Source organism: Citricoccus sp. NR2 (assembly GCF_027594385.1).
Taxonomy (GTDB): Bacteria; Actinomycetota; Actinomycetes; order Actinomycetales; family Micrococcaceae; genus CmP2.
On the sequence record NZ_CP115154.1, the window covers coordinates 2,262,696 to 2,286,443 of the forward strand.

Sequence of the window (23,748 nt, forward strand, 5' to 3'; positions counted from 1 at the left end):
ATGTTGACCCCCATCGTGATGGCGCTGCTGCTGCTGTTCTTCCTCGGACTGAGCTGGGTGCTCTCCGTGGCCGAGACCGGACTGTCCTACATCTCTCGGAAACAGGCCGAAGGCATTCTGCTGCGCCGTCCCAAGAACCCCGTGCTGACCGTCATGGACCGGCTGCCTGAGCACCTGCACGCGCTGCGCTTCTGGCGGCTGTTCACTGAGACCACCGCCGCGGTACTGGTCGCCCTGCTGCTCGATTTCTTCCTCGCCAACGTCTGGCTCTCCGCCGCCGTGGCGACCGTGGCCATGGCGTTGGTGTGCTTGTTGTTGGTCGTCTGGTCCCCTCGGACCGTCGGGGCCCGTTGGGAAGTCACCGCGGTGGCGATGACCGCCCGGCTGGTGCGCACGTTGACGGCGGTGTTAGGACCGCTGCCCGCGAAGTTCGCGGCCCCCGGCTTCAGCACCACCGATGATGAGGAAGAGAACGCGGAGATGGAAGAGCGCCATTTCCGCGAGTACGTCTCCCGCGCCAACGACAATGACGTGCTCGAAGATGCCGAGGCGGAGCTCATCCAATCGGTCTTCGACATGGGCGACACGATCGTGCGCGCGGTGATGGTGCCGCGTACGGATGTGGTCACCGTGGAACTGGGCACCACCCTCGAAAACACCATGAACCTGTTCCTGCGTTCCGGAACCTCGCGCATTCCGCTCATCGGTGAGGACGCCGACGACGTGCGCGGCATCGTGTACCTCAAGGATGTCGCCCGAGCACTGCATACCCGACGCATGGATCCGCTCACCCCCGTGGACGGGCTGGTGCGCCCCGTGCGTTTCGTCCCCGAATCGAAGACCGTCTCAGTGCTTCTCCAGGAACTCCAGCGCGAAGCGACTCATATCGCCATCGTGGTGGATGAATACGGCGGGACGGCCGGGCTCGTCACGCTCGAGGACCTGATCGAAGAAATCGTCGGCGACATCTCAGACGAATACGACCGCGAAGACACCCCGGACATCACCCCGGTCGTAGAGGGCGAGTTCTTGATCAACGCGCGGATGAACGTCGGGGACTTTGCGGAAGCCTTCGATGTCGATCTCGAAGATGACGACGACGTTGACACCGTGGGCGGCCTGCTCGCTAAGCACTTGGGCCGTGTGCCGATCGAAGGATCCGAGATCATGCTCGGTTCGATGCGCCTGCGGGTCGATGGCCTCCAAGGCCGCCGCAACCGGGTGTCCACCATCCGCCTCTGGCTGGGCAACCGCTCCGGGCGTGCCGCCCACACCGAACACGAGCATCACAGCGATGCCACCGACACCGCGCATCTGGCCACCCAGGAGGAACGATGACCCTGTCTGTTGACGCACCTGAGAACTACCGGGCCGGATTTGTTTCACTGGTCGGCCGCCCCAACGCCGGAAAATCGACCCTCACCAACGCGCTGGTAGGGCAGAAGGTGGCCATCACCTCATCCAAACCTCAGACCACGCGCCATACCATCCGCGGAATCGTGCACCGTCCGGACTTCCAGCTCATTCTGGTCGACACCCCCGGTATCCACCGGCCACGCACCCTGCTGGGCGAGCGCCTCAACGACCTTGTGGAAGCTACCCTGGCCGAAATGGACGCCGTCGGTCTCTGCATTCCCGCCGATGAGAAGATCGGCCCCGGCGACCGCTACATTGTGGAGCAGTTGGCCGGACTGAACCGGACACCGATCATCGCCTTTGTCACCAAAACAGACAAGGCCGGTCCCGCAGCGCTGACCGAACAGCTACTGGCTGTGCAGCGTCTCGGAGAGGAACTTCTGCCGAACAAGATCGGCGACGGCGGATTCGCCGACATCGTTCCCGTCTCTGCGGTCAAAGACCACCAGGTAGACGTCGTCGCCGAGGTGCTCTCTCAGCACCTGCCGGCATCGCCACCGTTGTACCCCGACGGCGAACTCACCGACGAGCCCGATCACGTCTTGGTGGCCGAACTCATTCGAGAAGCGGCCCTGGAAGACGTCCGGGACGAGCTTCCGCACTCCGTCGCGGTGGTGGTCGAAGACATGCAGGCCCGTGAGGACCGTCCAGAAGACCGACCGCTCGTCGATATCTGGGCGCAAATCTATGTGGAGCGTGATTCGCAGAAGGGCATCATCATCGGTAAAAAAGGCGCACGGCTGCGCGCCATCGGCGCTCAGGCGCGTACCAATATCGAGCGACTGCTCGGCACTCCCGTCTTCCTGGATCTGCGCGTTAAAGTGGCCAAAGAATGGCAACGCGACCCGAAACAACTCAATAGGCTCGGCTTCTGAATCGGAGTGCTAGGCTGTGATCATGCGTTCATGGAAGAGCTCACTTTCGAGCCAGCGCCGCGGTGATACCACGGCGCTACTACTTCTATGCTGCCGCAACGGGGCCGAACAGCCGACGTCGATCTAAGCACGTCGCGCCTCCACCACGATGGAGAGGGCCGATCCCCGTTGCGGAGGGACCATGTCACGGCCTGCCCGGCACCACGCGGATCTGCTCGGTGCCAGCACATTTCTTGACCGGTGAATGACCTTCATCTGGAACGAAAGGCAGGAAACCACTATGCGCAACTACCAGAAGCCCTCGGGCATGAACTTCCACAAGTATGTCCCCTTCCAGGACCAGATCACCGTCGATCTGCCCGATCGCACCTGGCCCGACAAGGTCATCACCGAAGCACCTCGCTGGTGCGCGGTCGACCTGCGCGACGGCAACCAGGCTCTCATCGACCCGATGGGCCCAGAGCGCAAGCTGCGCATGTTCGAGTTGCTCATCAAGATGGGATACAAAGAGATCGAGGTGGGCTTCCCTTCGGCCTCACAGACCGACTTTGACTTCGTCCGCGACTTGATCGAGCAGGACCGCATCCCCGAAGACGTCACCATCCAGGTGCTGACCCAGTCGCGCGAACACCTCATCGAGCGCACCTACGAGGCCATCGAGGGGTGCCACCGTGCCATTGTTCACCTCTACAACTCCACCTCCGTGCTCCAGCGCAAGGTGGTGTTCCGCCAGGACATGGATGGCATTGTCGACATCGCGACCCAGGGTGCCCGGTTGTGCCGCAAGTACGAAGAGCAGCTCACCGACACCGAGATCCTCTACCAGTACTCGCCCGAGTCCTTCACCGGTACCGAGCTCGAGTTCGCCGCACGGATCTCCACCGAAGTGGCTCACATCCTCGAGGCATCCGTGGACCGGCAGATGATCCTCAATCTGCCCGCCACCGTGGAGATGGCCACCCCCAACGTGTACGCGGACTCGATCGAGTGGATGCACCGGAACCTGGAACACCGCGATGGCATCATCCTGTCGCTGCACCCCCACAACGACCGCGGCACCGGGGTGGCGGCCGCCGAGCTGGGCTACCTTGCCGGCGCCGACCGCATCGAGGGCTGCTTGTTCGGCAACGGCGAGCGCACCGGCAACGTCGATCTGGTGACCCTCGGCATGAATCTCTTCAGCCAGGGCATCGACCCGATGATCGACTTCAGCGACATGGACGAGATTCGTCGCACGGCCGAATATGCCACCCAGCTGCGTGTCCACGAGCGCTCACCGTGGGCCGGCGACTTGGTGTTCACCGCCTTCTCGGGCTCGCACCAGGACGCCATCAAGAAAGGCTTCGAAGCCATGGACGCCGAAGCGGCCGCGACCGGCACCACGGTGGACGACGTGACCTGGGGCGTGCCCTACCTGCCCATCGACCCGAAGGACATCGGTCGTAGCTACGAGGCTGTGATCCGCGTGAACTCGCAGTCCGGCAAGGGCGGCGTCGCCTACCTGCTCAAGTCCGAACACAACCTGGATTTGCCGCGCCGCGCCCAGATCGAGTTCTCTCAGGTCATCCAGGACCACACCGACGGCCAGGGCGGGGAAGTCACCGGAGAGCAGCTCTGGGAGATCTTCTGCAAGGAATACCTGCCCTCCGAGGATGGTGACGACCGCTGGGGCCGCTACGCACTGCGCAAGGCCACCAGCAGCGCCACCGAAGACGGCACCTACACCATGGACGTGGAGATGGACGTCGACGGCGAGATCGTCTCCCGTCACGGCGAAGGCAACGGCCCTATCGACGCCTTTGTCCGGCTGTTCGGCCAGGCAGGCACCGATGTGCGAGTCCTGGATTACTCCGAGCACGCCCTGAGCGAAGGCGGATCGGCCATGGCCGCCGCTTATGTGGAGTGCGCGGTGGGCGACCGGGTGCTGTGGGGCATCGGCCTGGATCACAACACGACGACGGCGTCCTTGAAGGCAGTCGTTTCGGCGGTGAACCGGGCTATCCGCGACGAGAGCAACGGGGTCTGACTCGGCACGGTCACGGGGCGGCGGGTACGCCGCGAACAGCTACCGCACTGAAGGGCTGGTCTTGCGCACCTACAAGCTGGGTGAAGCAGACCGGATCATCGTGCTCCTCACCGCCGATCACGGCCAGATTCGGGCCGTGGCTAAAGGTGTGCGCCGGGCGTCGTCCAAGTTCGGTTCCTCCCTGGAACCGTTCATGCACAGCCGCATGCAAATCATTCGCGGACGCAACCTGGATATCGTCTCGCAGACCCAACTGCTGCACTCCTACGGGTCCACGGTAGCGGCAGACTACGACTCCTACGGGGCGGCGTCGGCCATGGTCGAGACCGCCGAACGTCTCACCACGGCCGACGTCGACGCCTCGGCGGCTGCACCGCAATTCCGGTTGCTACACGGGGCGCTGGCCTCGCTGTCCCGGGCCGAACACGCTCCGCGCATCATTCTGAACTCCTACATTCTGCGTGCGCTGTCCACCGCTGGCTGGGCGCCGTCGTTCACCGTGTGCTCCCGATGCGGAAAAGAGGGCCCGCACCGCTCCGTGAATATCGGCGTCGGGGGAGTGGTATGCGATGATTGCCGTCCCTCCGGGTCCCAAACCCCCGCACCGGAAAGTATCCAATTGCTCGCCGCGCTGCTGGCCGGAGACTGGGCGACCGCCGATGCCAGCGATGTGTCGCACCAGAAAGAAGCCGCCAGCGTCGTGGAACGGTACTTACAATTCCATGTAGAGAAGAATCTGCGCTCCTTGTCCGTCATGGACCAAACCTGAAAGCCCCTTAATGACGTCGTTGACCTACCGCGAGCCGTACGAACATCGCGACGGTGCCCAGCCCCCGGCGATTCCGGCGCGCTTCATTCCGCAACACGTGGCGATCGTGATGGACGGCAACGGACGCTGGGCCAACCAGCGTGGCCTGCCGCGCGTCGAGGGACACCGCGCCGGAGAAGCCGCCCTATTGGATGTGATGGCCGGTGCGGTTCAATTAGGCATTAAGTACGTCACCGTCTACGCGTTCTCTACGGAAAACTGGAAGCGTTCACCCGACGAGGTGCGCTTTCTGATGGGCTTCTCCCGCGACGTGCTGCGCCGCCAGCGAGACACCCTGGACTCCTGGGGCGTACGGATTCGCTGGAATGGTCGCTCGCCCCGGCTGTGGTCCTCGGTGATCAAGGAGCTCGAGGTGGCCGAAGAACAGACTCGCAACAATGACCGTTGCCACCTGACCATGTGTGTCAACTACGGCTCGCGCGCGGAGATTACCGACGCCGTGCGCGGTATCGCTGAAAAGGTCGCCGCCGGGCAGCTGAGTTCCCGCGGTATTAAAGAGTCGACGATCAGCGCGCACCTCGATGAACCCGACGTTCCCGACGTCGATTTGTTCCTACGCACCTCGGGGGAGCAGCGTCTCTCAAACTACCTCCTGTGGCAGTCCGCCTACGCCGAGCTCGTTTTTCTCGATGTGCTCTGGCCCGATGTGGACCGCACCACCCTGTGGGACGCCGTCGACATCTTCGCGCGGCGTGACCGGCGCTACGGTGGTGCGATCGATACCCCGGATCAGTCCAGCTGACGTTCCAGCCACCGAAAGGTGCGATCCATGGCGTCATTGCGTACTGACGGCCGCGAGGCGAAAACATCATGCATCGCCCCCGGTAGCCGCAATACGGTAACCTCGTTTCCTAGATTCACTGCGCGCCGCGCCAGGATTTTCACGTCCAGGACAATGTCAGCAGAGTGGGCACGCTCATCAATGGTGGTACCGAAATAGGACTGCGTCGAGAAGAGGGCTAAAATCGGTGCGGTGATCTTGAGACCAGAGGCCACGCGCCGGTGTCCTTGAAGCACCGCAGCCAACCACCCGCGCGGCACCTCGAACGAATACTCCGGGCGCCAGAGTGGGTGTAGGTCCCATTCCCCGTCGGCCTGGGAAGACAAGGTCCGCCAATACGTGTTAATCCGTGGCAAGACCATCGACGAGGTCGGGCTGATACGGCTCATCGGATCCACCAGCGCGGTGGCCATGGCTCGCACCCAACTAGCCCCCATCAATTCTAGCCAGGCACTGTTCAGCACCAGCGCGCTGAGCTGGTGCGGGTGCCGATCCGCCCAGAGGCTCGCGACGAGCCCACCCGTGGAATGCCCAGCCAGCACCGGCGCCGGACTGTTCGGGTGTTCGCTGCGCAACAGGTGAAAGGCAGCGCCGATCTCGTCGTCGTAGAGGTCCAGTGACTCGGTGAAGCCCGGTGTCTGCCCCTCGCGCAGTGAGCGACCGTACTTGCGCAAATCCAGCGCATAAAACCGGACACCGGCGTTCTCACAACGCACGGCTAATTCCCGGTTATAGAAGTAATCCGCCCAGCCATGCAGGTACAGCAGAACCGGACGATCGTTCCCGGCCGAACCGCCGTTGGGACGATGTTGCCCATCCATCCGCACCAGCGTGGCCACCACCGGGCCCTCGTCATCTTCGCCCAGCGGAATGGTCAGTCGCTCAAAGCCCGGCAAAATATCCGGAACCCACACACCGGGAGGGGAATCCGCGAGAAGTTCGTCCATGGTTTCGAATCGTACCGGCATCGCTACCCGTGGTTGAATGCTGTCATGACTCTTGCCCCGAATGATGCACTCCGCTTGTCTAACGCCCCTGCTGTGTACCCGGCCTTCTTCAATGCCGTGTTCGCAGGAATGCCGGCCGAACAGGCACATCACGTCGGGTTCTCGATGATCAAAGCTACCGAAAAATCTGGTGTTTCCGCGGGTCTGCGTGCCGCACTGCGGCCGAAAGCCGATGTGGCCACCACGGTGATGGGGTTGAACTTCCCCTCGCCGTTCGGATTAGCCGCGGGCTTTGACAAGCAGGGGATCGGCACCGCCGCACTGGCCGATCTTGGCTTCGGCCACATTGAGGTGGGAACCATCACCGGCCAGGCACAACCGGGTAATCCCGAACCGCGCTTGTTTCGACTGGTGGAGGACGAAGGCCTGATTAACCGCATGGGATTCAACAACGACGGCGCAGAAGCCGTCGCGCCCCGGTTGGCTGCCACGCGACGGCGGCTAACCCGCCGGTACGGTCGTACCCGCCCCGTCCTCGGGGTGAACATCGGAAAAACCAAGGTGGTGGAACTGGACGATGCGGTGGAGGACTATGTGGTCTCCACGAGGCTCTTGGCTCGTCACGCGGACTACTTGGTGGTGAACGTGTCGTCGCCGAACACTCCGGGGCTGCGGCAGCTGCAGCAGATCGAGTCACTGGCACCCTTGCTAGAAACCGTGCAGTACCACGCGGATCGCTCCACCGGACGCCGGGTGCCGCTGGCCGTGAAGATCGCTCCGGACCTGGCCGACGATGATGTCTCGGCGGTGGCCGCCATGGCCCAGGAGCTCGGCCTCGCCGGCGTCATCGCCACCAACACCACCATTTCGCGCGAGGGTTTGGTGACCGACATCGAGACCGTGGAGTCCTTCGGTGCCGGGGGAGTCTCCGGGAAACCAGTGCGTCAGCGTTCCCTGGAAGTGCTGGACTTGCTGCGGGCGGAACTGGACACCGACACCGCGGTGATTTCTGTGGGTGGCGTCACCGATGGTGCCGACGTCATTGAACGACTCCGTCGCGGCGCCGACCTGGTTCAGGGCTACACGGCGTTCCTCTACCAAGGCCCGTTCTGGGCTGGGCGCATCAACCGCGATCTGCACCGCAACCTGCGCGCCTGGAAGTAATCCGGGGCGACGCAGCAGTTGCGGCATCAGCCCCGGCTCTTCAGCTGGGGAACTGGCCTCGGCGCACCTGCGGCTTGGGCAGACGCAGACGGCGCAACTGCATGGCGCGCATGGTGCCGTACCAGCGCACACCGGGCTCTACCACGCCGAACTTGCGTTCCAGCTCGCGCTTGAGCTTGCGGTTCACCCAGAAACCCTCGAGCACCACCAGGCCTACGGTGGCGAGCATCAGGATCGTGGTCGCACTGATCAGCGCCTGAATCGGAATGAATGACAGCACCAGAAACACCAACACGATCAACATCAGCCACTCGCCAATGCCGTAGCGGGCATCCACGTAATCGCGGGCAAAACGCTTCTGGGGGCCGCGGTCACGGTAAGGCATGTGCCGCTCGTCGCCGGTTTCCATGGCGATCCGCATTTTGGCGCGCTGCTCTGCCACCGCCTGTCGCTGGGCGGCACGGGCGGCCTTGCGATCGTCCGGAACAAGAGGCCGCTTCCGAGCGGCTTCCTGATCCTTGCGCTTCGGGGTGGGCCCACTTTTACCGGTGGGGCCAGCTGCGCGCTGCTCCGCGGCGGTCTCCTCGACCGTCTCCGCCGACTCAACGGCTGAATTCTCTGAGTTCTTTTTCCGTCCAAACACCCCACCAGTCTACGGGCTCGCAGACAACGTGATGTCAGGCACTACGCTGAGAGAATGACTTCACAGCACCTGACCGACGAAATCCGTGCCGTCGTGGAAGAACGATGGGACGAAACCCTGCGCACCTTGACCGAACTGGTCGCCATCAACGGCATCGCCTGGCCCAGTTTCGATCGTGAGCCACTCGAGCGCTCTGCTGACGCCGTCGCGACCCTACTGCGGGATCTCGGCTTCGACGATGTCGATATCGTTGCTGAAACCGTTACTCACGATGGCGAGGTGGTACTCGGCGGTCCTGCGGTGCTGGCTCAGCGTCCGGCCGCTCCCGGAAAACCGACGGTGTTGCTCTACGCCCATCACGACGTTCAGCCCGTGGGAGACCGGAACCTGTGGGAATCGGAACCGTTTGTGGCCGAGCAACGGGGAGACCGGCTCTATGGTCGCGGCGCCGCCGATGACAAAGCCGGCATCATGGTCCACCTCACCGCCGCAGCGGTGTTGTCTCAGGTGCTGGGCGCAGACCACGGACTCGGCATTCGCTTCTTTATCGAGGGTGAAGAAGAAGCCGGTTCACCCACGTTCCGTCCTTTCTTGGAACGACATCGTGACCGTCTGGAAGCCGACGCCATCATCGTCGCCGATTCCTCGAACTGGAAGATCGGTGTCCCGGCGCTGACCACCTCTCTGCGCGGACTGGTGGACGGGATCATCGGAGTGCGTGTGCTGAACCACGCCGTGCATTCCGGAATGTACGGTGGACCGATTCTCGACGCCCCGACGGTGCTGGCACGGTTGGTTGCCACACTGCACGATTCCTCTGGTGCGGTGGCGATCAAGGGCCTGGAGGCACAACACTCCACCTCCCTGGACTACCCGGAAGTAGATTTCCGTCACGATAGTTCGGCGGTAGATGGTCTTGAGTTGGCCGGGAACGGTCCCTTGGCCGATCGCCTGTGGAACCAGCCAGCGCTGAGCATTATCGGCACGGATATCCCCAGCATCGAGATGTCCTCGAACACGCTATTACCCACGGCGCGGGCGAAATTCTCCCTGCGACTAGGTCCCGGCCAAGAACCACACCAGGCGTTCGCGGCGCTGAAGGCACATGTCGAAGAACAAGACCTCGGCGGAGCCCAAGTCTTCATCGAGGCCGGGGAATTCGGCCAGCCATTTCTCACCGACGTCAGCGACCCTTCAGCGCAAAAGATGCTGAAAGCGTTGGAAACAGCCTGGGGGAGCGCGCCCGTCGAGGCGGGGATGGGCGGTTCGATTCCCTTTACCGCGGATCTGCGCGAGGTTTTCCCGCAAGCCTCGATTCTGATCACCGGGGTCGAGGACCCGGACTCGCGAGCGCACTCAGCTAACGAGTCTTTGCATCTTGGTGAGTTCAAGAATGCCATCGTCGCGGAAGCGCTGTTCTTGGCGGACTTGGCTGAAAGTTGATCTGCACGAACTCACAACACCGTGCTGGGAATGAATCAGGGTCAGATCAGTGTTGTAATAGATCAAGAACGTGTCTGCACATTGCACGGATTGACGAGGAGTAGACCATGACCGCAGGAACCGAAGAAACCACGGTGGAATTGCCCGAGACTCAGCCGGCTGAGGGGTTGCCCGAGCACGAAGTCCAGCTCTCCGATTTGGCGGCCGAGAAGGTCCATGACCTCCTTGAGCAGGAGGGTCGTCCCGACCTGCGTCTGCGCGTTGCTGTACAGCCCGGCGGATGCTCGGGTCTGATTTACCAGCTGTATTTCGACGAGCGGGTTCTCGACGGTGACGCTGTCCGCGATTTCAACGGAGTTCAGGTGATCGTGGACAAGATGTCCGTTCCATATCTTGCCGGTGCTTCCATCGATTTCGAAGACACCATTCAGAAGGTCGGCTTCACCATTGACAATCCCAATGCAGCAGGATCGTGTGCCTGCGGAGACTCTTTCCACTAAGAAAAGTCACGCGACGGCGAAACATCACGGCGGGTCACGAGCAGTTTTTGTTGGTGACCCGCCGTCGTCGTGTCATGGTTACTACACAGGGTCGAAAAGAACTACCATGGACTAGTAATCATCGTGGTCAACCTGTGCCCTGGCTCAAATCCATCTGGCAAAAGCCTGTAGGCTACACGTAGACACATCGCACTCAATGTTGAAGAGGAAGGGCCGTCTGTGAGATCGCAGAATCTAACCGGCAGCCAGGGCAAGCGTCTCCTGAAGGGGGGAGCGCTGGCCACCGTCGCCATCCTGGTGCTGACGGGCTGTTCAGAGCAGGTCCAGCGCGGCTGGCTGCCAGGCAGTCGAGACACCACCAACCACACCGCCGCGTTGACTGATCTCTGGGTGGGGTCCTGGGTTACCGCGCTCATCGTCGGTCTCATCGCCTGGGGTCTGATGCTGTGGTGCATGGTGGCGTACCGTCGTCGCAAGAACGACGTAGGCTTCCCTCGCCAGACGGCTTACAACATGCCGATCGAGACCATGTTCACCATCATGCCGATCATTATTGTGTTCGTGCTATGGGGCTTCTCTGACCGCGTTCAGCGTCAGGTTGACACCCCCGTGGAGGACTCGCCGCTCGTTGTCACCGTGTACGGCAAGCAGTGGGCCTGGGACTTCGACTACGAATACGACGGCGAAGAGCGCCACTACTTCGGCACCCAGGCGCACCTCACCGGTGAAGAAGGCGTCGAAGAGACCCTGCCCACGATGTACCTGCCGGCTGACGTCCCGGTCGAGTTCCGTCTCAAGACCCGCGATGTGATCCACTCCTTCTGGATCCCGGCCTTCCTGCAGAAGCTTGACATGATCCCCGGTCAGACCAACCACATCTACCTGACTCCTCAGGAAGAGGGTATCTTCCAGGGCAAGTGTGCTGAGCTCTGCGGTGAGTACCACTCCGAGATGCTCTTCAACGTTGAGGTCGTCTCCGAGCAGGAATTCCGTGACGAGCTTTCCCAGATGCCTGAGGGCTTGACTGGCAACGAGCTCAACCGAAACCCGAACGAAAATGAGGACGGCTGGCAGGACCAGGAAGTTCCGTTGGGCGACCCCGAGCGGGTTGAGGAGTAACCATGACAACTTACGAATACGCACAAGATGAATCGCAGGCTGGAACTCAGCCGCGCGTCGTGCCGGTCTCCAAGGGACGGATCATCGTCAACTGGCTGACTACCACTGACCATAAGACGATCGGGTACATGTACCTGATCACGTCCTTCCTGTTCTTCTGCATCGCCGGTGTGATGGCTCTCGTCATCCGTGCCGAGCTTTTTGAGCCAGGTATGCAGATCCTGCAGACGAAGGAACAGTTCAACCAGTTGTTCACCATGCACGGCACGGTGATGCTGCTCATGTTCGCTACGCCGCTGTTTGTTGGCTTCGCGAACGTCTTGGTCCCGTTGCAGATTGGTGCTCCGGATGTGGCCTTCCCGCGTTTGAACGCCCTGGCCTTCTGGCTCTTCCTGTTCGGCTCGCTGATTGCAGTTTCGGGCTTCTTGACCCCCCAGGGTGCTGCATCCTTCGGCTGGTTCGCTTATGCGCCACTATCAAACACCACGTACTCACCGGGTATCGGTGGTGACCTATGGGTCTTCGGGCTCGGCCTGCAGGGCTTCGGCACCATCATGGGCGGCGTGAACTTCGTGACCACGATCATCTGCATGCGTGCTCCGGGTATGACGATGTGGCGTATGCCGATCTTCACCTGGAACGCACTGATCACGGGCATCCTGCTCGTCATGATCTTCCCCCCGCTAGCTTCGGCACTGTTCGCACTGGGCATGGACCGGCGCTTCGGTGGTCACATCTTTGACCCGGAAAACGGTGGCGCCATCCTGTGGCAGCACCTCTTCTGGTTCTTCGGTCACCCAGAGGTTTACGTGATCGCTCTGCCGTTCTTCGGTATCGTGTCGGAGATCATTCCGGTGTTCAGCCGTAAACCGATCTTCGGTTACAAGTCACTGGTTTTCGCGACCACTGCCATTGCCGCACTGTCCGTAACCGTGTGGGCTCACCACATGTACGTCACCGGCTCCGTGCTTCTGCCGTTCTTCTCACTGATGACCATGCTGATTGCAGTGCCAACAGGTGTGAAGTTCGTCAACTGGATTGGAACGATGTGGCGAGGGTCTATTACCTTCGAAACACCCATGTTGTGGTCGCTCGGATTCATGGTCACCTTCCTGTTCGGTGGTCTGACTGGTGTGATCCTGGCTATGCCGCCTCTGGACTTCCACGTCTCGGATACCTACTTCGTGGTGGCCCACTTCCACTACGTTGTCTTCGGTACTGTCGTGTTCGCCATGTTCGCTGGCTTCTTCTTCTGGTGGCCAAAGTTCACCGGTAAGATGCTCAACGAGCGTCTGGGAAAGATTCAGTTCTGGATGCTGTTCGTCGGCTTCCACGGCACCTTCCTGATCCAGCACTGGTTGGGTGTTATGGGTATGCCGCGTCGTTACGCCGATTACCTGGTCGAGGACGGCTTCACCGGGATGAACCAGTTCTCCACCGTGTTCGCCTTCGTCCTGGGTGCATCGATGATCCCGTTCTTCTGGAACGTGTACATCACCTCGCGCAAGGGCAAGAAGGTCACTGTGGACGATCCGTGGGGCTTCGGTGCCTCGCTGGAGTGGGCAACTTCCTGCCCGCCGCCGCGACACAACTTCCACGCTCTTCCGCGTATCCGCTCCGAGCGTCCTGCGCTCGACCTGCACCACCCGGAACTGTTGCCCATGTCGCCTCAGAACAAGCCTGAGGTGTTCGGAGAAAAGGCGGCTGCATCGCGATGAAAGTAAACATCAAGCTCTTCACCATCCTCGGTGTCTTCTTCATCATCATTGGGACCATCTACGGTTTCTGGGTCCGCTGGACCGAGTGGGCCGGCATTCCAGCCCTCTATGCCGTTGGCGCTATGGTGCTGATGATCGCGTTCTATCTTCAGCTCACGGATAACAAGTACGGTGATGGGCCGTCTGATCAGGCCGAGGGCGAGATCAGTGAGTACGCTGGCGAATACGGTCGCTTCGCACCCTGGAGCTGGTGGCCACTGGGCCTGGGTACCGCATGTGCCATCGTCTTCGCCGGTCTGGCGATCGGCTGGTGGGTCTTCTACATCGGAGTTGGCGCAGCACTGTTCTTCCTGGTTGGCTGGGTCTTCGAGTACTCCAAGGGAGATCACGCCCACTAAGGGATATACCGTTTCACCAGGCACGGGGTCCTCCATCAGAAATGATGGAGGACCGCGTTTTTTGTGTGCTTGGAAGCCGCACGGCCCACTGCGGACGTCAACTTTCTTCCGTGGCCCTTCGGCGTTGGAATACAGGTTTTGACGCTGGTAGAGAGCAGGTAAGCATCCAAAACTCCGGAACGCTATGCGTCAATTCGCTTCCAGCCGGGGCGGTAATCAGATCACCGGCGGTCGACGACACTCGCATGATGTTGCATGAAGTCGGTTGAATATGCGCTCTGACTGGGGCAGTGGTTCGTGCGTCTGGGCACCGGGAGCTTTAACTACGGAGGGTGACGCTGAGCGCCAGTGAATCGTCCTGGGTTCATTTCCGAGATTTTGGTGTTGGCTCTAGGTCCCGGTGGTGATCATAGTATCTGGTCTCGACTTCCGCAGGGGTGCGGTAGCCCAATTGCTCGTGGACTCGGGTGGTGTTCCACCAGTGGACCCAGTTCATCGTGGCGAACTCCACCTCCGTCAGAGAGGCCCATGAGGGCTGAGAGTAGATTAGCTCCGTCTTGTACAGCCCGTTGACCGGCTCAGCCAGAGCGTTGATGCTCCTATAGTTGTCAACTCGCGATTTCTCCGGTCCTCGGGTCGGTCTTGACGAGGTGGTAAACCTCTCGGATCACGTAGCGTTTTAGGCAGCGGATGATCTCGCGCTTGGATTTGCCCTCAGCAGTTCGGCGTGCGACGTAGGCGATTGTGGGTTCGTGGAATCTCATCCTGACGATTACGGTGCGGCAAAATCGCAGCATTGAGCTGTCTGTGCCCGCCTTGATTGATGCGATGTTTGCCACTGGTCATCCCTGAACCTGCCGGGATGGGGCTGATGCCTGCCAGTTTTGGCGCATAGCCTTAGATGAAAGCGCTGGTCTGGGTAAGTGGTAGCGGAGTTCTGACGACCGGGAAGCACCTCTATGATGCTTCCCGGTCGTCGGTTTCTCGAGTTTTTCTACTCCCAGTAGCCAGGGGCAGCTCGTGTCTGTTCACCTTGGTGGCGCCGCATATCAATGTCGCCAAGGTTTATCGTCCGGGCATTATTCGCCAGTCGATTGACGATACTATCCGCAGCGATTCTGTCAGGGAGAGCTGAAGCCCAGTACGCGGGCCCGGTTTGAGAAGCGATCATGGTGGCTGCCCGGTGTTCTCGGTTTGCCAGTATCGCGAAAAGATCGTTCGCGGCTTCAGGGTCAATACCGACGGTCAGGAAATCGTCGATGATGAGTAGATCCGCATCAGATAGCCGGTTCAACAAGGCCTGATGAGCGATGCCATCGCCTCGAGCGATGACGAGACGACGAGCGAGCTCGTCCATGCGGGTGTAGAAGACTTTATGCTCGTTGTGACATGCCGCTACGGCAATCGCGCAGGCAATATAGGTCTTTCCTCCTCCTGTGGGCGAGGTGATCAACAGGTTAGCGGTCTCATTGGCCCAGTCATGTGCGGCGTAGCGGGCCATCCTGGCTGGGGTAATGTTCCGTCCTTCTTGATAATGGATCTCCGCGATCGAGGCCCGCATGATCGGTAGCTGAGCAGCCAGGAGCAGTTTCTGAATGTTCTTCACTCTTCGCTGGTCTAAAGCGTCATCAACGGCCGCCAGGAATATTTGCTCCGGGGTCAGGTGGTCGTTGCTCTCATCGATGATGAGTTCTTCGAACTTCGCAGCCAAGTGAGTGATCCGTAAGGTACGAAACTTCTCTTTGTCCTCGGTAGTGAACACTGAATTCATCAAGGCCGGGCTCGCCGGTGTCGTGGTCATGGCGCTGTTCACCGTCCCTGCTGGTAGTAGTCAGCTCCACGCACGTAGATCTGTGCTGGATCGAGGGTATCGACGGCCGGCTGGGGCTTGATGGTGGCGGCTGCTGGCCTGTGTGGCCGAGATGTTTTCGTATCAGAATCAATGGCAGCCATGAGTCGCTTGAGTCCGGAATAGCTGGCATACCCACCCAGGTTGGCTAACTGCGTGCACGCAGCCTCGAGGCGTTGCTTATCGCGCTTGCCCAGGGACTCGAGAATGTTCTGGCACTCCAGATACCCCTGAGCCTCGATCTTATGGCGGTCTAAGACCGCGGTGATGATCTCCACGGTGGCCGGCCCAAACGCGGCCGCCCGACGGATAAACCAATCACGAGACCACAACCCCGCAACGTCTTGATGCTGGGCCGGTACATGCGCGGAATCAGTGGAGTACTGGCCCCGGCGGCCGTGTTTTCGTCGGTGCTCTGCAACGATGGCATCGCCATCGAAGATACTGACCTGTTGATCCGTCAGTCGTGCTCGCAGCAATTGACCTGCGAGTCGGTGAGGCACTGAGTAGTGCTGATAATCGCAGGTCACATGATAATTCCGTCCCACTTTGACCTGCCGGTATTCAACATCTTCAAACCCCTCAACAGGCAAGCCTCCCAAAGCAGATGCCTCTTCTGCCATGAATCGTTCGGCCCTGGTGGTCCCATCAGCCCGGCGGATCTCTTCATTGATTTCCCTCATCCGAACAGCGATCGCGGTGTTGAGCTCGGTAACGGTCGTGAAGACGTCTTCGCAGAGATATCCGATGACTCGCTTGTTGATCACCTGAACGGCAGATTCTACGGCGGCTTTGTCTCGAGGCTTGCGCACCCTGGCAGGCACGATCGCCGTTGCGTAGTGATCGGCTAACTGCTGGTACTTCGGATTCACGACCCGGGCAGACTCACCTTTGGTAGGGCGGTGAGTAGCAGTGGGCGCGTTATCAGGGACCACAATCTGGGGCACCCCGCCGAAATACTCGAAAGCTGCCTTGTGAGCGCTCAACCACGCGTTCATACGCATATCAGTGCACCCCGTGCAGTACACCAACCCCGAGTACGGCAACACCGCGACGAACAAGTAGACCTTGGTGATTTCACCGGTGACCGCGTCGCAGACCTGGAGGGTGTCACCGGCCCAATCGATGAATACCGCCCGCCCCGGTTCATGGTGCAAAGTGGCTACAAGATCGTTTCTTGCCGCGTAATCGCTGAAGAGGTGGCAGTACTGAGAATACGAGTATTTCCGCAGTTCGGAGGCCACACCGAGATAAGTTCTCCACCCCTGGAGCAAAGTGAAGTGACGGTTCGAACGCATCGATGCCACGACCGGGCCGAATTCCGGCGCTAGATACTCACCTGCAACTCGTCGGCGCCGATCGGGGAAGAGTTCCTCTACCCGTTCTACGGTCATGACAGCTACTTGATCACCTGTGAGGCCGTGCTCCTTGATCACCGCACGGGCTTTAGCGACGTCTCGTTGAGAACATCCTAAGGACTCAGCGATATCTCGATAAGACCGCGACTCCAGCAACAGAGACATGATCTTCTTGTAATCAACCACGATGAAGGCCTGCTTCCATGAATCTAGAAGAGAAAGCAGCGCCGGACGACGCCGCTACTCCTCAGCAGACCACAGTGCTACCACATACCCAGAACAACGCTTCCAGGTACCCAGACCAGCGCTTTCATCTAACGCTATGCGCCAGTTTCGCGAACGCAGCTTCGTTTCTGATGCGCTCAGGGTTATCGCCGGCAACGATCAGGATCTCCGCGGCGGTGTCGACCCCGATGCCGAATCTCTCCAGCAGGTGCGGTGCTCGCTGGGCCACGAGGTCCTTGATCATCTCCTCCAGTTCAATGATTTCGTCATTGAGCGTCATCCAGCGCTTGGCAATCGAACGCAGTACGTGGCGGTTAGCATCCTCCGGGGTGTTCAGTCCGCGTGGGCGTAGCCCAGCACAGTGACGAGCGATCATCTTCTGGGTCTTCCCTGCTGTTTCACGGCGCAGGTCTTCTGATGCGTGGATGAGCATCGCCTTGAGCGTGATCATTGCCCCGGTCCTGTCCTTGACCGCGGTATCGTGGGCAACCTTCAGCTGCCGGATCATCTCCACCGCACCGTCGGCAGACTTCGGCGTAGCGGTGGCGAAGCCTGCCAGCACCGCCCGGGCAGCGTTCTCAGCATCCAGCGTGTCGGATTTGCCATTCAGCCGCCTTAACCGTCGATCCGGTCGGGAAACCTCAATGACTTTGTGATCATTCCGCCTCAAGAACGAGGTCAGCCCAGCACCGTAGGAGCCGGTGCCCTCAATTCCGAAAGCGATAATCTTGCCAAACCCGGCCGCCCACTCCAGCAGTTGTTTATAGCCTGCGACATCCGTGGCGATCGTTAGTGTAGCTAGAATCCCGCCGATGGAATCCATCACAGCAGCCACGTGGATGTACTTGTAGGTGTCGACCCCGATGACGACATGCCCGGAACGGTCGGTGTCTATGGTGTCCATAGCTTCTGTTCCTCCTGCCGATGAGCGTGGGTGTCACGCTGTCGCCGGCGGGTGGACAGGACTGTCATGGGGACGCTTTGACCAGGCTGCTCCAGGCTCCTATTAGGTCACGCCCGATCCGGCGGCAACGCTTGCTGCACGCCCGACCGCAGACCCGACAGATCAACGCCAAGGCACCCTGCGGGCCAATCATAAGCATGGGTCAGAGTACTGCGGCCGGGACTCCCCGATTCTTGCGGAACCCGGTGGAAACAGGCTGACAGTCATAGCTGTCTCCGACGGTGCCGACCGAGGGGCGGATCCCGTGATCAGCGAGTTTCTCGGTATAGGCGATCGCGACATATTGAGAGCCTCGGTCCGAGTGATGCACCAACTGGGCGTCCTCGTGGCGCTTCGCAGTAGCTAGAGCGTGTTCAAGTGAACCGTCCTAGGTTTTCTGCCGCTTTTATGCGGGGAGCAGCTCTGGTGTCAGGGCTGCGTAGTAGGTCGCCTCGTATTCTTCGGGGCTGACCATTCCGAGGCTACCGTGGAGCCTGCGGTGGTTGTACCAATCGACCCAGCCGGCCGTGGCGTATTCAACGTCAGAGATCGTCTTGTACGCCCCGTCATGGAACACGGTCGTGCGTACACACTCGGCCTTATAGAGCCCGTTGATCGTCTCCATGAGCGCGTTATCGTACGCATCCCCAACGGACCCGATCGACGGGGCAATCCCGTCCAAGGTGAGCTTCTCGGTGTAAGCAACCGCGGTGTATTGAGACCCGGCATCGGAATGCGCTCGTAACTGTTCTGGCTGCACGGGCCGGCCTTGCCGGGCCCGCTCCCAGAGCGCCATCCGCAAGGGGATCATCACCAGATCGACCTGTTTGCTGGTTTGCGCGTGCCAGGCAACGATGCGCTGGGAGTACACGTCAACAATGAACGCGACATAGACCCATCCGGCCCAGGAGCGGACGTAGGTGAAGTCCATGACCCATGTGTGATCCGGGTGCGGAGCGGTGAAGTCACGGTTGAGCAAGTCCCCGGCACGAACACCGTCCTTCGACGGGATCGTCGTGCGAATCGCTTTCGCCCGAGTGACGCCCTCGAGGCCAAGGACCCGCATGGCCCGGTCCACGGCGCCACGAGAGGCCTCCGGCAGGCTCGTACGGCGGATCAGTGCGGTCATCTTCTTCCGCCCATAGAGCCCTTCCGGGGCCAGACGCCGGTACTCGGTCCCATCAGCACGCTTCACCGTCGTCCATGCAGCGTCCCGGACCGCATCCACGACCAGAGCGTCCGTCACCGTCCGGGAACTGACCCGGCCGGCCTTCCACGACCGGTAGGTGCGCGCAGCGATCTTCACACCCTGCTGACGCAGGACGCGAATGATCGACTCGACTGCATGCCCCTCGGCTCGCATCTGGTCAATAAATCCCATCAAGAGCGGTTGCGGGGGTCGAGCTCCCCCGCGAAGAAAGTCGCCGCGGACTTCAAAATCGCAACATCCTCACGCAGCCGCCGATTCTCTGCTTTCAACCGGCGAATCTCAGCATGCTCTTCACTGGTTTGACCCTCACGATCACCAGCATCAATCTCAGCCTGAACCACCCACCGGCGCAGTGATTCAGTCCCCACCCCGACCTGGCGGGCGACCGCCGCGATCGCTTTCGCCGTCGATGGGTACTCCGCCCGATGCTCCAACACCAGCCGAACAGCACGCTCACGGAGCGCGGGATCAATCTTCTTAGGCATGACGCCATCCTCTCAACTCAAAAGGAAGCGGCATCAAACCTAGGACGGTTCACCCTGGCTGACCGGACCCGTGTTTTGGCGGCCCGATAACCGCGTGAGGTGATGAACCCACCTTCTGCCCCATCCATAACGCGGCAGATGAGCTCGACCCCGAAACGATCCTTGTCCTCGTCGATGAACCGGATCATCTCGTGGTGGGACGGTCGAGCTCCTTGGCGAAAAACGCCGAGGCGGACTTCAGGATCTCATTGGCCCGCCGTAGCTCGAGATTCTCAGCCTCAAGGGCCGCGATACGCTTCTCAGCCTCAGTGGGACCTTCACCTGCGGTGGTGGAGTGTTGCTCCCTCACCAGCTGCTTACGCGCCTGCTTCATCCACCCATAGACAGTATGCGGGGAAACCCCCAGCTTGGGCCCACTGCCTCAGCGGCACCCCACTACGAGGAAGCGTGTACCCGCTGGTGATCCTCTAACATCCTGATCGCCCGCTCCTTGAAATCCGGGCTGTACTTCTTGGCCATAGTTCCTATCCTCTCTGCTCAACAGAACGGAACAAGACCCAGCACGGCTCCAACTCCTTGAGAAGAACACCAACATCACAACCTGGACCTGTCAGAGTGTCCAGTTTTCAAACGTCGAATAGTGTCCTCTTTTCAACCGCCGTTGAAAGTGCCACTCAAAGAATTCTCACGCCGAATCGGCAGAGCGAAAAATACAGTGCGTGCAGCACTGGCCACGGAACACCTGCCAAAATATCCTCTCGCGTGTCGACGACGGCCGAAAAGGGGACGCCAGCCAACGTCTGGAAAGTGGACACGCACTGAGATTGCCTAAGAGCGGAGGGTAGTTCCAGCCGCAAAGGATGTATAACGACCGGTGGTCTATAGTCGTGGATTCTCCGTTCGGGAGGCCCCACGGAGACAGAGCGCTGTCCAACGTGTAACAGGGCGGTCAGTGTGTGCGTTCGTCCGGAAACAAACGAGGCCCCCAGCACTAGGCTGGAGGCCTCGAAGACGAACTCAGTTGAGAGTTCGGTTAGCTCTTAGCGGTCGATCTGCCCGTTCGAGTGATCGCTTGCATCGATTTCCGCATGGTGATCGTGAGACTTTGCTTCGGCCAGCTCTTCACGGGTCACGGGTTCGACACGGTCTTGGAAGAACCACTTGCTGAGCCCGGCGCGCAGCTTCTCGGCCCATGAGATCTTGCCCTTGCGGTTAGCCTGCGCAGGGCGGGGATTGTTCGGCTCGTAGCTGACCATGCGGTACAGCTTGAAGTCGTCGAGCCGCTCGTGGCGCTCCGAGAAGGAGCCTTCCGGAGTCTGCTCAATGACGCCAGCCTCGCGACCGTGAAGCACGATCTCTCGATCCTTACGCTGCAGCGACAGGCAGATCCGCTTGGTGATGATGAAGGCAAGGATCGGACCGAGGAAGAACAGCGCACGGAGGATGTAGGTTACGTCATTCAGAGCCACCATGAAGTGTGTAGCAATGAGGTCAGATGACGCAGCTGCCCACATCACGCAGTAGCTGACGATGCCAGCAACACCGATACCCGTACGGGTGGGGGCGTTGCGAGGACGATCCAGGATGTGATGTTCCTTGTTGTCCTTGGTAATCCAGCGCTCAATCCACGGCCATGCGAACAGGCCAACAAAGAGTAGACCAGCGGGCACCAGCGGAATCAAAACACCAAGGGGGAGAGCATTGGTGCCCCACGGCATGGGGACATGCACCAAGAAGGAGACGTCACCGACCATACCCGGCATCAGACGGAGCACACCATCGGCAAAGCCGATGTACCAGTCAGGCTGTGTACCTGCCTGCACCGGGGACGGGTCGTACGGGCCGTAGTTCCACATCGCGTTGATGGTGAAGAACCCTGAGAGCAGAGCGACGATACCGAAGACGATGAAGAAGAAGCCGCCGGCCTTGGCTGCGTAGACGGGACCCACAGGGTATCCGACTACATTGTTTTCGGTTCGACCCGGTCCGGGGTACTGAGTGTGCTTGTGCACGACCACCATGAATAGGTGGATCGCGATCATCAGAATGATGATCGCTGGGATGACCATAATGTGCAGCGCGTAGAGGCGACCGATCACGTCGTAGCCAGGGAACTCCCCACCGAACAGGAAGAAGGAGATGTAGGTGCCTACTACCGGAATGGCCTTGAGAATGCCGTCGATAATACGTAGACCGTTACCGGAGAGCACCTCATCGGGGAGTGAGTAACCAGTGAAGCCGGCAGCCAGACCAAGTACGAGGAGTGTACAGCCCACAACCCAGTTCAGCTCACGAGGACGGCGGAATGCACCGGTGAAGAACACACGCAGCATGTGCACCGACATCGAAGCGACGAACAGCAGCGCTGCCCAGTGGTGGACCTGGCGCATGAAGAGACCGCCGCGGATATCGAAGGTGATGTCCAGCGTCGATGCGTAGGCTGCGGACATTTCCATGCCATACAACGGTTTGTAGGAGCCCTCGTAGGTCACGTGGGACATGGAAGCGTCGAAGAAAAACGTCAGGAAGGTGCCGGAGAGCACCAGAATGACGAAGGTGTAAAGGGCGACTTCACCAAACATGAAAGTCCAGTGGTCCGGGAAGATCTTCCGCCCGAATTCTTTGACGATGCCGGAGGCGCCAACACGAGTGTCAACGAAGTTCGCGATACGCCCCGTCGAAGTCGAGGCCTTGTATTCCTGAGTGGTGCTCATCGGTTCGGGTCACGCTCCCAGTAAACAGGTCCAACAGGCTCATGGAAGTCGCTCTGAGCGACCAGGAAGCCCTCTTCATCGACAGTGATCGGAAGCTGCGGAAGCGCGTGGCTTGCAGGACCGAAAATGACCTTACATTCCTGGGTGAGGTCGAAGGTCGACTGGTGGCAAGGGCACAGTAGGTGGTGAGTGTGCTGCTCGTAGAGCGCAACAGGACAACCAACGTGGGTACAAATCTTGGAGTAGGCGACGATGCCGTCGACGTTCCAGTCTTCGCGTCCCTCGGAGATCTGAAGGCTCTCGGGGTTCAAACGCATCAACAGCACAACCGATTTAGCCTTCTGATTCAGCTTGTCGTGGGTGCGGCCCAAAAGTGATTCGGGGATGACGTGCATGGCGTTACCGATAGCGACGTCTGAAGCCTTGATCGGAGTACCGCTGGGGTCGCGGACCAGGCGGACACCCTCATCCCAAATGGTGTGGCGTAGGCGCTCGACACCGAAGTTCTCCTCGGCGAGATCGCTGCGGTTGTCCGTGTTGTCCAAGTCGCGGAAGATCGCAACAGCGGGCAGGGGGGCCAATGCGATGGCACCGATCAAGGTGTTACGCAGCAGCGGGCGACGCTTGATCTGAGACTCATCCAGGATGTCATTGATCATGCCTTCGGCGATCTGACGATCCTCTTCGGTACGGATCTCGTGGCGCTCTTCAACCCACTCATGGTCGGGCATGAGGGTCTTGGCCCAGTGCACGATACCAACACCAATTCCAAGCATCGAGAATGCGGTACCCAGACCCAGCAGTGTGTTCTGCAACCGAATGGTCGAGAACGGGGTGTCGGGACCGATCTGGCCGACAACGAAGTACCCGATGAAGAAGGTTAGCGTACCCAGGATAGAGAGCACGAACAGCACAGAAACCTGACGTTCGGCCCGCTTGGCGGCACGGGGATCCTCGTCGGCCAGCCGAGGGCGGTGAGGAGGGAGCCCTGGATTGTCGATGGCGTATTTCCCTTGCTCGACATGGCCAGCGCGCTCAACGGCTCCCGAATCTTCGGGCCCTCCTTGGCGATGCTCGCTCATAGATCTGAATCCTTTACTTGAGT

21 protein-coding genes and 2 pseudogenes are annotated in these 23,748 nt (G+C 60.3%); 11 read left to right on the top strand and 12 right to left on the bottom strand.

Annotated elements, in window-relative coordinates:
* The 5 genes from O1A05_RS10570 (at position 1) to O1A05_RS10590 (ending at position 5,888) form a co-directional block, all read left to right on the top strand.
* Positions 1 to 1,338: a hemolysin family protein gene (locus O1A05_RS10570; RefSeq protein ID WP_270105171.1), complete on the top strand. Its 1,338-nt coding sequence runs from the start codon at positions 1 to 3 to the stop codon at positions 1,336 to 1,338.
* Complete coding sequence (gene era, locus O1A05_RS10575; protein ID WP_270105172.1) at positions 1,335 to 2,291, top strand: GTPase Era; 957 nt, start codon at positions 1,335 to 1,337, stop codon at positions 2,289 to 2,291. Before O1A05_RS10570 ends, era begins: the two co-directional genes overlap by 4 nt.
* A gap of 280 nt (positions 2,292 to 2,571) precedes the next feature.
* On the top strand, positions 2,572 to 4,317 hold the full coding sequence (gene leuA / locus O1A05_RS10580; protein WP_270105173.1) for a 2-isopropylmalate synthase: 1,746 nt from the start codon (positions 2,572 to 2,574) through the stop codon (positions 4,315 to 4,317).
* A gap of 61 nt (positions 4,318 to 4,378) precedes the next feature.
* Positions 4,379 to 5,086 (top strand): DNA repair protein RecO, encoded by a 708-nt coding sequence (recO, locus tag O1A05_RS10585; protein ID WP_270105174.1) that lies wholly within the window; start codon positions 4,379 to 4,381, stop codon positions 5,084 to 5,086.
* 10 nt (positions 5,087 to 5,096) lie between these two features.
* A complete protein-coding gene (locus O1A05_RS10590) occupies positions 5,097 to 5,888 on the top strand; it encodes an isoprenyl transferase (protein ID WP_270105175.1) in 792 nt (263 codons plus the stop codon).
* On the opposite strand, the gene O1A05_RS10595 is transcribed toward O1A05_RS10590, so the two are convergent.
* Positions 5,876 to 6,874: an alpha/beta hydrolase gene (locus O1A05_RS10595; protein WP_270105177.1), complete on the bottom strand. Its 999-nt coding sequence runs from the start codon at positions 6,872 to 6,874 to the stop codon at positions 5,876 to 5,878. The genes O1A05_RS10590 and O1A05_RS10595 overlap by 13 nt on opposite strands.
* Positions 6,875 to 6,919: 45 nt before the next feature.
* Between O1A05_RS10595 and O1A05_RS10600 the strand changes: the two genes are divergently transcribed.
* Complete coding sequence (locus O1A05_RS10600) at positions 6,920 to 8,038, top strand: quinone-dependent dihydroorotate dehydrogenase (protein ID WP_270105178.1); 1,119 nt, start codon at positions 6,920 to 6,922, stop codon at positions 8,036 to 8,038.
* Positions 8,039 to 8,078: 40 nt separating this feature from the next.
* On the opposite strand, the gene O1A05_RS10605 is transcribed toward O1A05_RS10600, so the two are convergent.
* Entirely contained in the window at positions 8,079 to 8,681 is a 603-nt protein-coding gene (locus O1A05_RS10605) for a DUF3043 domain-containing protein (RefSeq protein ID WP_270105179.1), read from the bottom strand.
* A 54-nt stretch (positions 8,682 to 8,735) separates the two neighbouring features.
* Here O1A05_RS10605 and O1A05_RS10610 point away from each other — a divergent pair, with 54 nt between their 5' ends.
* From O1A05_RS10610 to O1A05_RS10630, 5 genes are all read left to right on the top strand, one after another.
* Entirely contained in the window at positions 8,736 to 10,124 is a 1,389-nt protein-coding gene (locus tag O1A05_RS10610) for a dipeptidase (RefSeq protein WP_270105180.1), read from the top strand.
* 107 nt (positions 10,125 to 10,231) lie between these two features.
* A complete protein-coding gene (locus tag O1A05_RS10615) occupies positions 10,232 to 10,624 on the top strand; it encodes a HesB/IscA family protein (RefSeq protein WP_270105182.1) in 393 nt (130 codons plus the stop codon).
* A gap of 219 nt (positions 10,625 to 10,843) precedes the next feature.
* A complete protein-coding gene (gene ctaC, locus O1A05_RS10620; RefSeq protein WP_270105183.1) occupies positions 10,844 to 11,743 on the top strand; it encodes an aa3-type cytochrome oxidase subunit II in 900 nt (299 codons plus the stop codon).
* A 2-nt stretch (positions 11,744 to 11,745) separates the two neighbouring features.
* Positions 11,746 to 13,461 (top strand): aa3-type cytochrome oxidase subunit I, encoded by a 1,716-nt coding sequence (gene ctaD, locus O1A05_RS10625; RefSeq protein WP_270105184.1) that lies wholly within the window; start codon positions 11,746 to 11,748, stop codon positions 13,459 to 13,461.
* The gene (locus O1A05_RS10630) at positions 13,458 to 13,859 is read left to right on the top strand and encodes a cytochrome c oxidase subunit 4 (RefSeq protein WP_270105185.1); all 402 of its coding nucleotides are present in this window, start codon (positions 13,458 to 13,460) and stop codon (positions 13,857 to 13,859) included. The genes ctaD and O1A05_RS10630 overlap by 4 nt, the downstream gene beginning before the upstream one ends.
* Positions 13,860 to 14,223: 364 nt before the next feature.
* Here the strand turns inward: O1A05_RS10630 and O1A05_RS10635 are convergent.
* The 10 genes and pseudogenes from O1A05_RS10635 to qcrA form a co-directional block, all read right to left on the bottom strand.
* A pseudogene (locus O1A05_RS10635) lies at positions 14,224 to 14,451 on the bottom strand (integrase core domain-containing protein); the annotation flags it as partial.
* A 122-nt stretch (positions 14,452 to 14,573) separates the two neighbouring features.
* Positions 14,574 to 14,705: a hypothetical protein gene (locus O1A05_RS15740; RefSeq protein WP_442867630.1), complete on the bottom strand. Its 132-nt coding sequence runs from the start codon at positions 14,703 to 14,705 to the stop codon at positions 14,574 to 14,576.
* A gap of 148 nt (positions 14,706 to 14,853) precedes the next feature.
* On the bottom strand, positions 14,854 to 15,660 hold the full coding sequence (locus tag O1A05_RS10640) for an ATP-binding protein (protein ID WP_270105186.1): 807 nt from the start codon (positions 15,658 to 15,660) through the stop codon (positions 14,854 to 14,856).
* An 8-nt stretch (positions 15,661 to 15,668) separates the two neighbouring features.
* Positions 15,669 to 17,252, bottom strand: a complete 1,584-nt coding sequence (gene istA, locus O1A05_RS10645) for an IS21 family transposase (RefSeq protein ID WP_270105187.1) — start codon at positions 17,250 to 17,252, stop codon at positions 15,669 to 15,671.
* Between the two features lie 124 nt (positions 17,253 to 17,376).
* On the bottom strand, positions 17,377 to 18,195 hold the full coding sequence (locus O1A05_RS10650) for an IS110 family transposase (protein WP_270105188.1): 819 nt from the start codon (positions 18,193 to 18,195) through the stop codon (positions 17,377 to 17,379).
* A gap of 262 nt (positions 18,196 to 18,457) precedes the next feature.
* A pseudogene (locus O1A05_RS15745) lies at positions 18,458 to 18,616 on the bottom strand (DDE-type integrase/transposase/recombinase); the annotation flags it as partial.
* Positions 18,617 to 18,640: 24 nt separating this feature from the next.
* Positions 18,641 to 19,929 (bottom strand): IS3 family transposase gene (locus O1A05_RS10655; protein WP_270105189.1). Its coding sequence is split into 2 segments (ribosomal slippage): positions 18,641 to 19,656 and positions 19,656 to 19,929, totalling 1,290 coding nucleotides; the frame shifts between segments, so codons are not numbered across the junction.
* A 184-nt stretch (positions 19,930 to 20,113) separates the two neighbouring features.
* Positions 20,114 to 20,302 carry a hypothetical protein gene (locus tag O1A05_RS15750; protein WP_442867631.1) on the bottom strand — a complete coding sequence of 63 codons (189 nt, stop codon included), beginning with the start codon at positions 20,300 to 20,302 and terminating at the stop codon, positions 20,114 to 20,116.
* Positions 20,303 to 20,969: 667 nt separating this feature from the next.
* Positions 20,970 to 22,643, bottom strand: a complete 1,674-nt coding sequence (qcrB, locus tag O1A05_RS10670) for a cytochrome bc1 complex cytochrome b subunit (protein WP_270105190.1) — start codon at positions 22,641 to 22,643, stop codon at positions 20,970 to 20,972.
* Positions 22,640 to 23,725, bottom strand: a complete 1,086-nt coding sequence (gene qcrA, locus O1A05_RS10675) for a cytochrome bc1 complex Rieske iron-sulfur subunit (protein ID WP_270105191.1) — start codon at positions 23,723 to 23,725, stop codon at positions 22,640 to 22,642. The genes qcrB and qcrA overlap by 4 nt, the downstream gene beginning before the upstream one ends.
* Between the last annotated feature and the right edge of the window lie 23 nt (positions 23,726 to 23,748).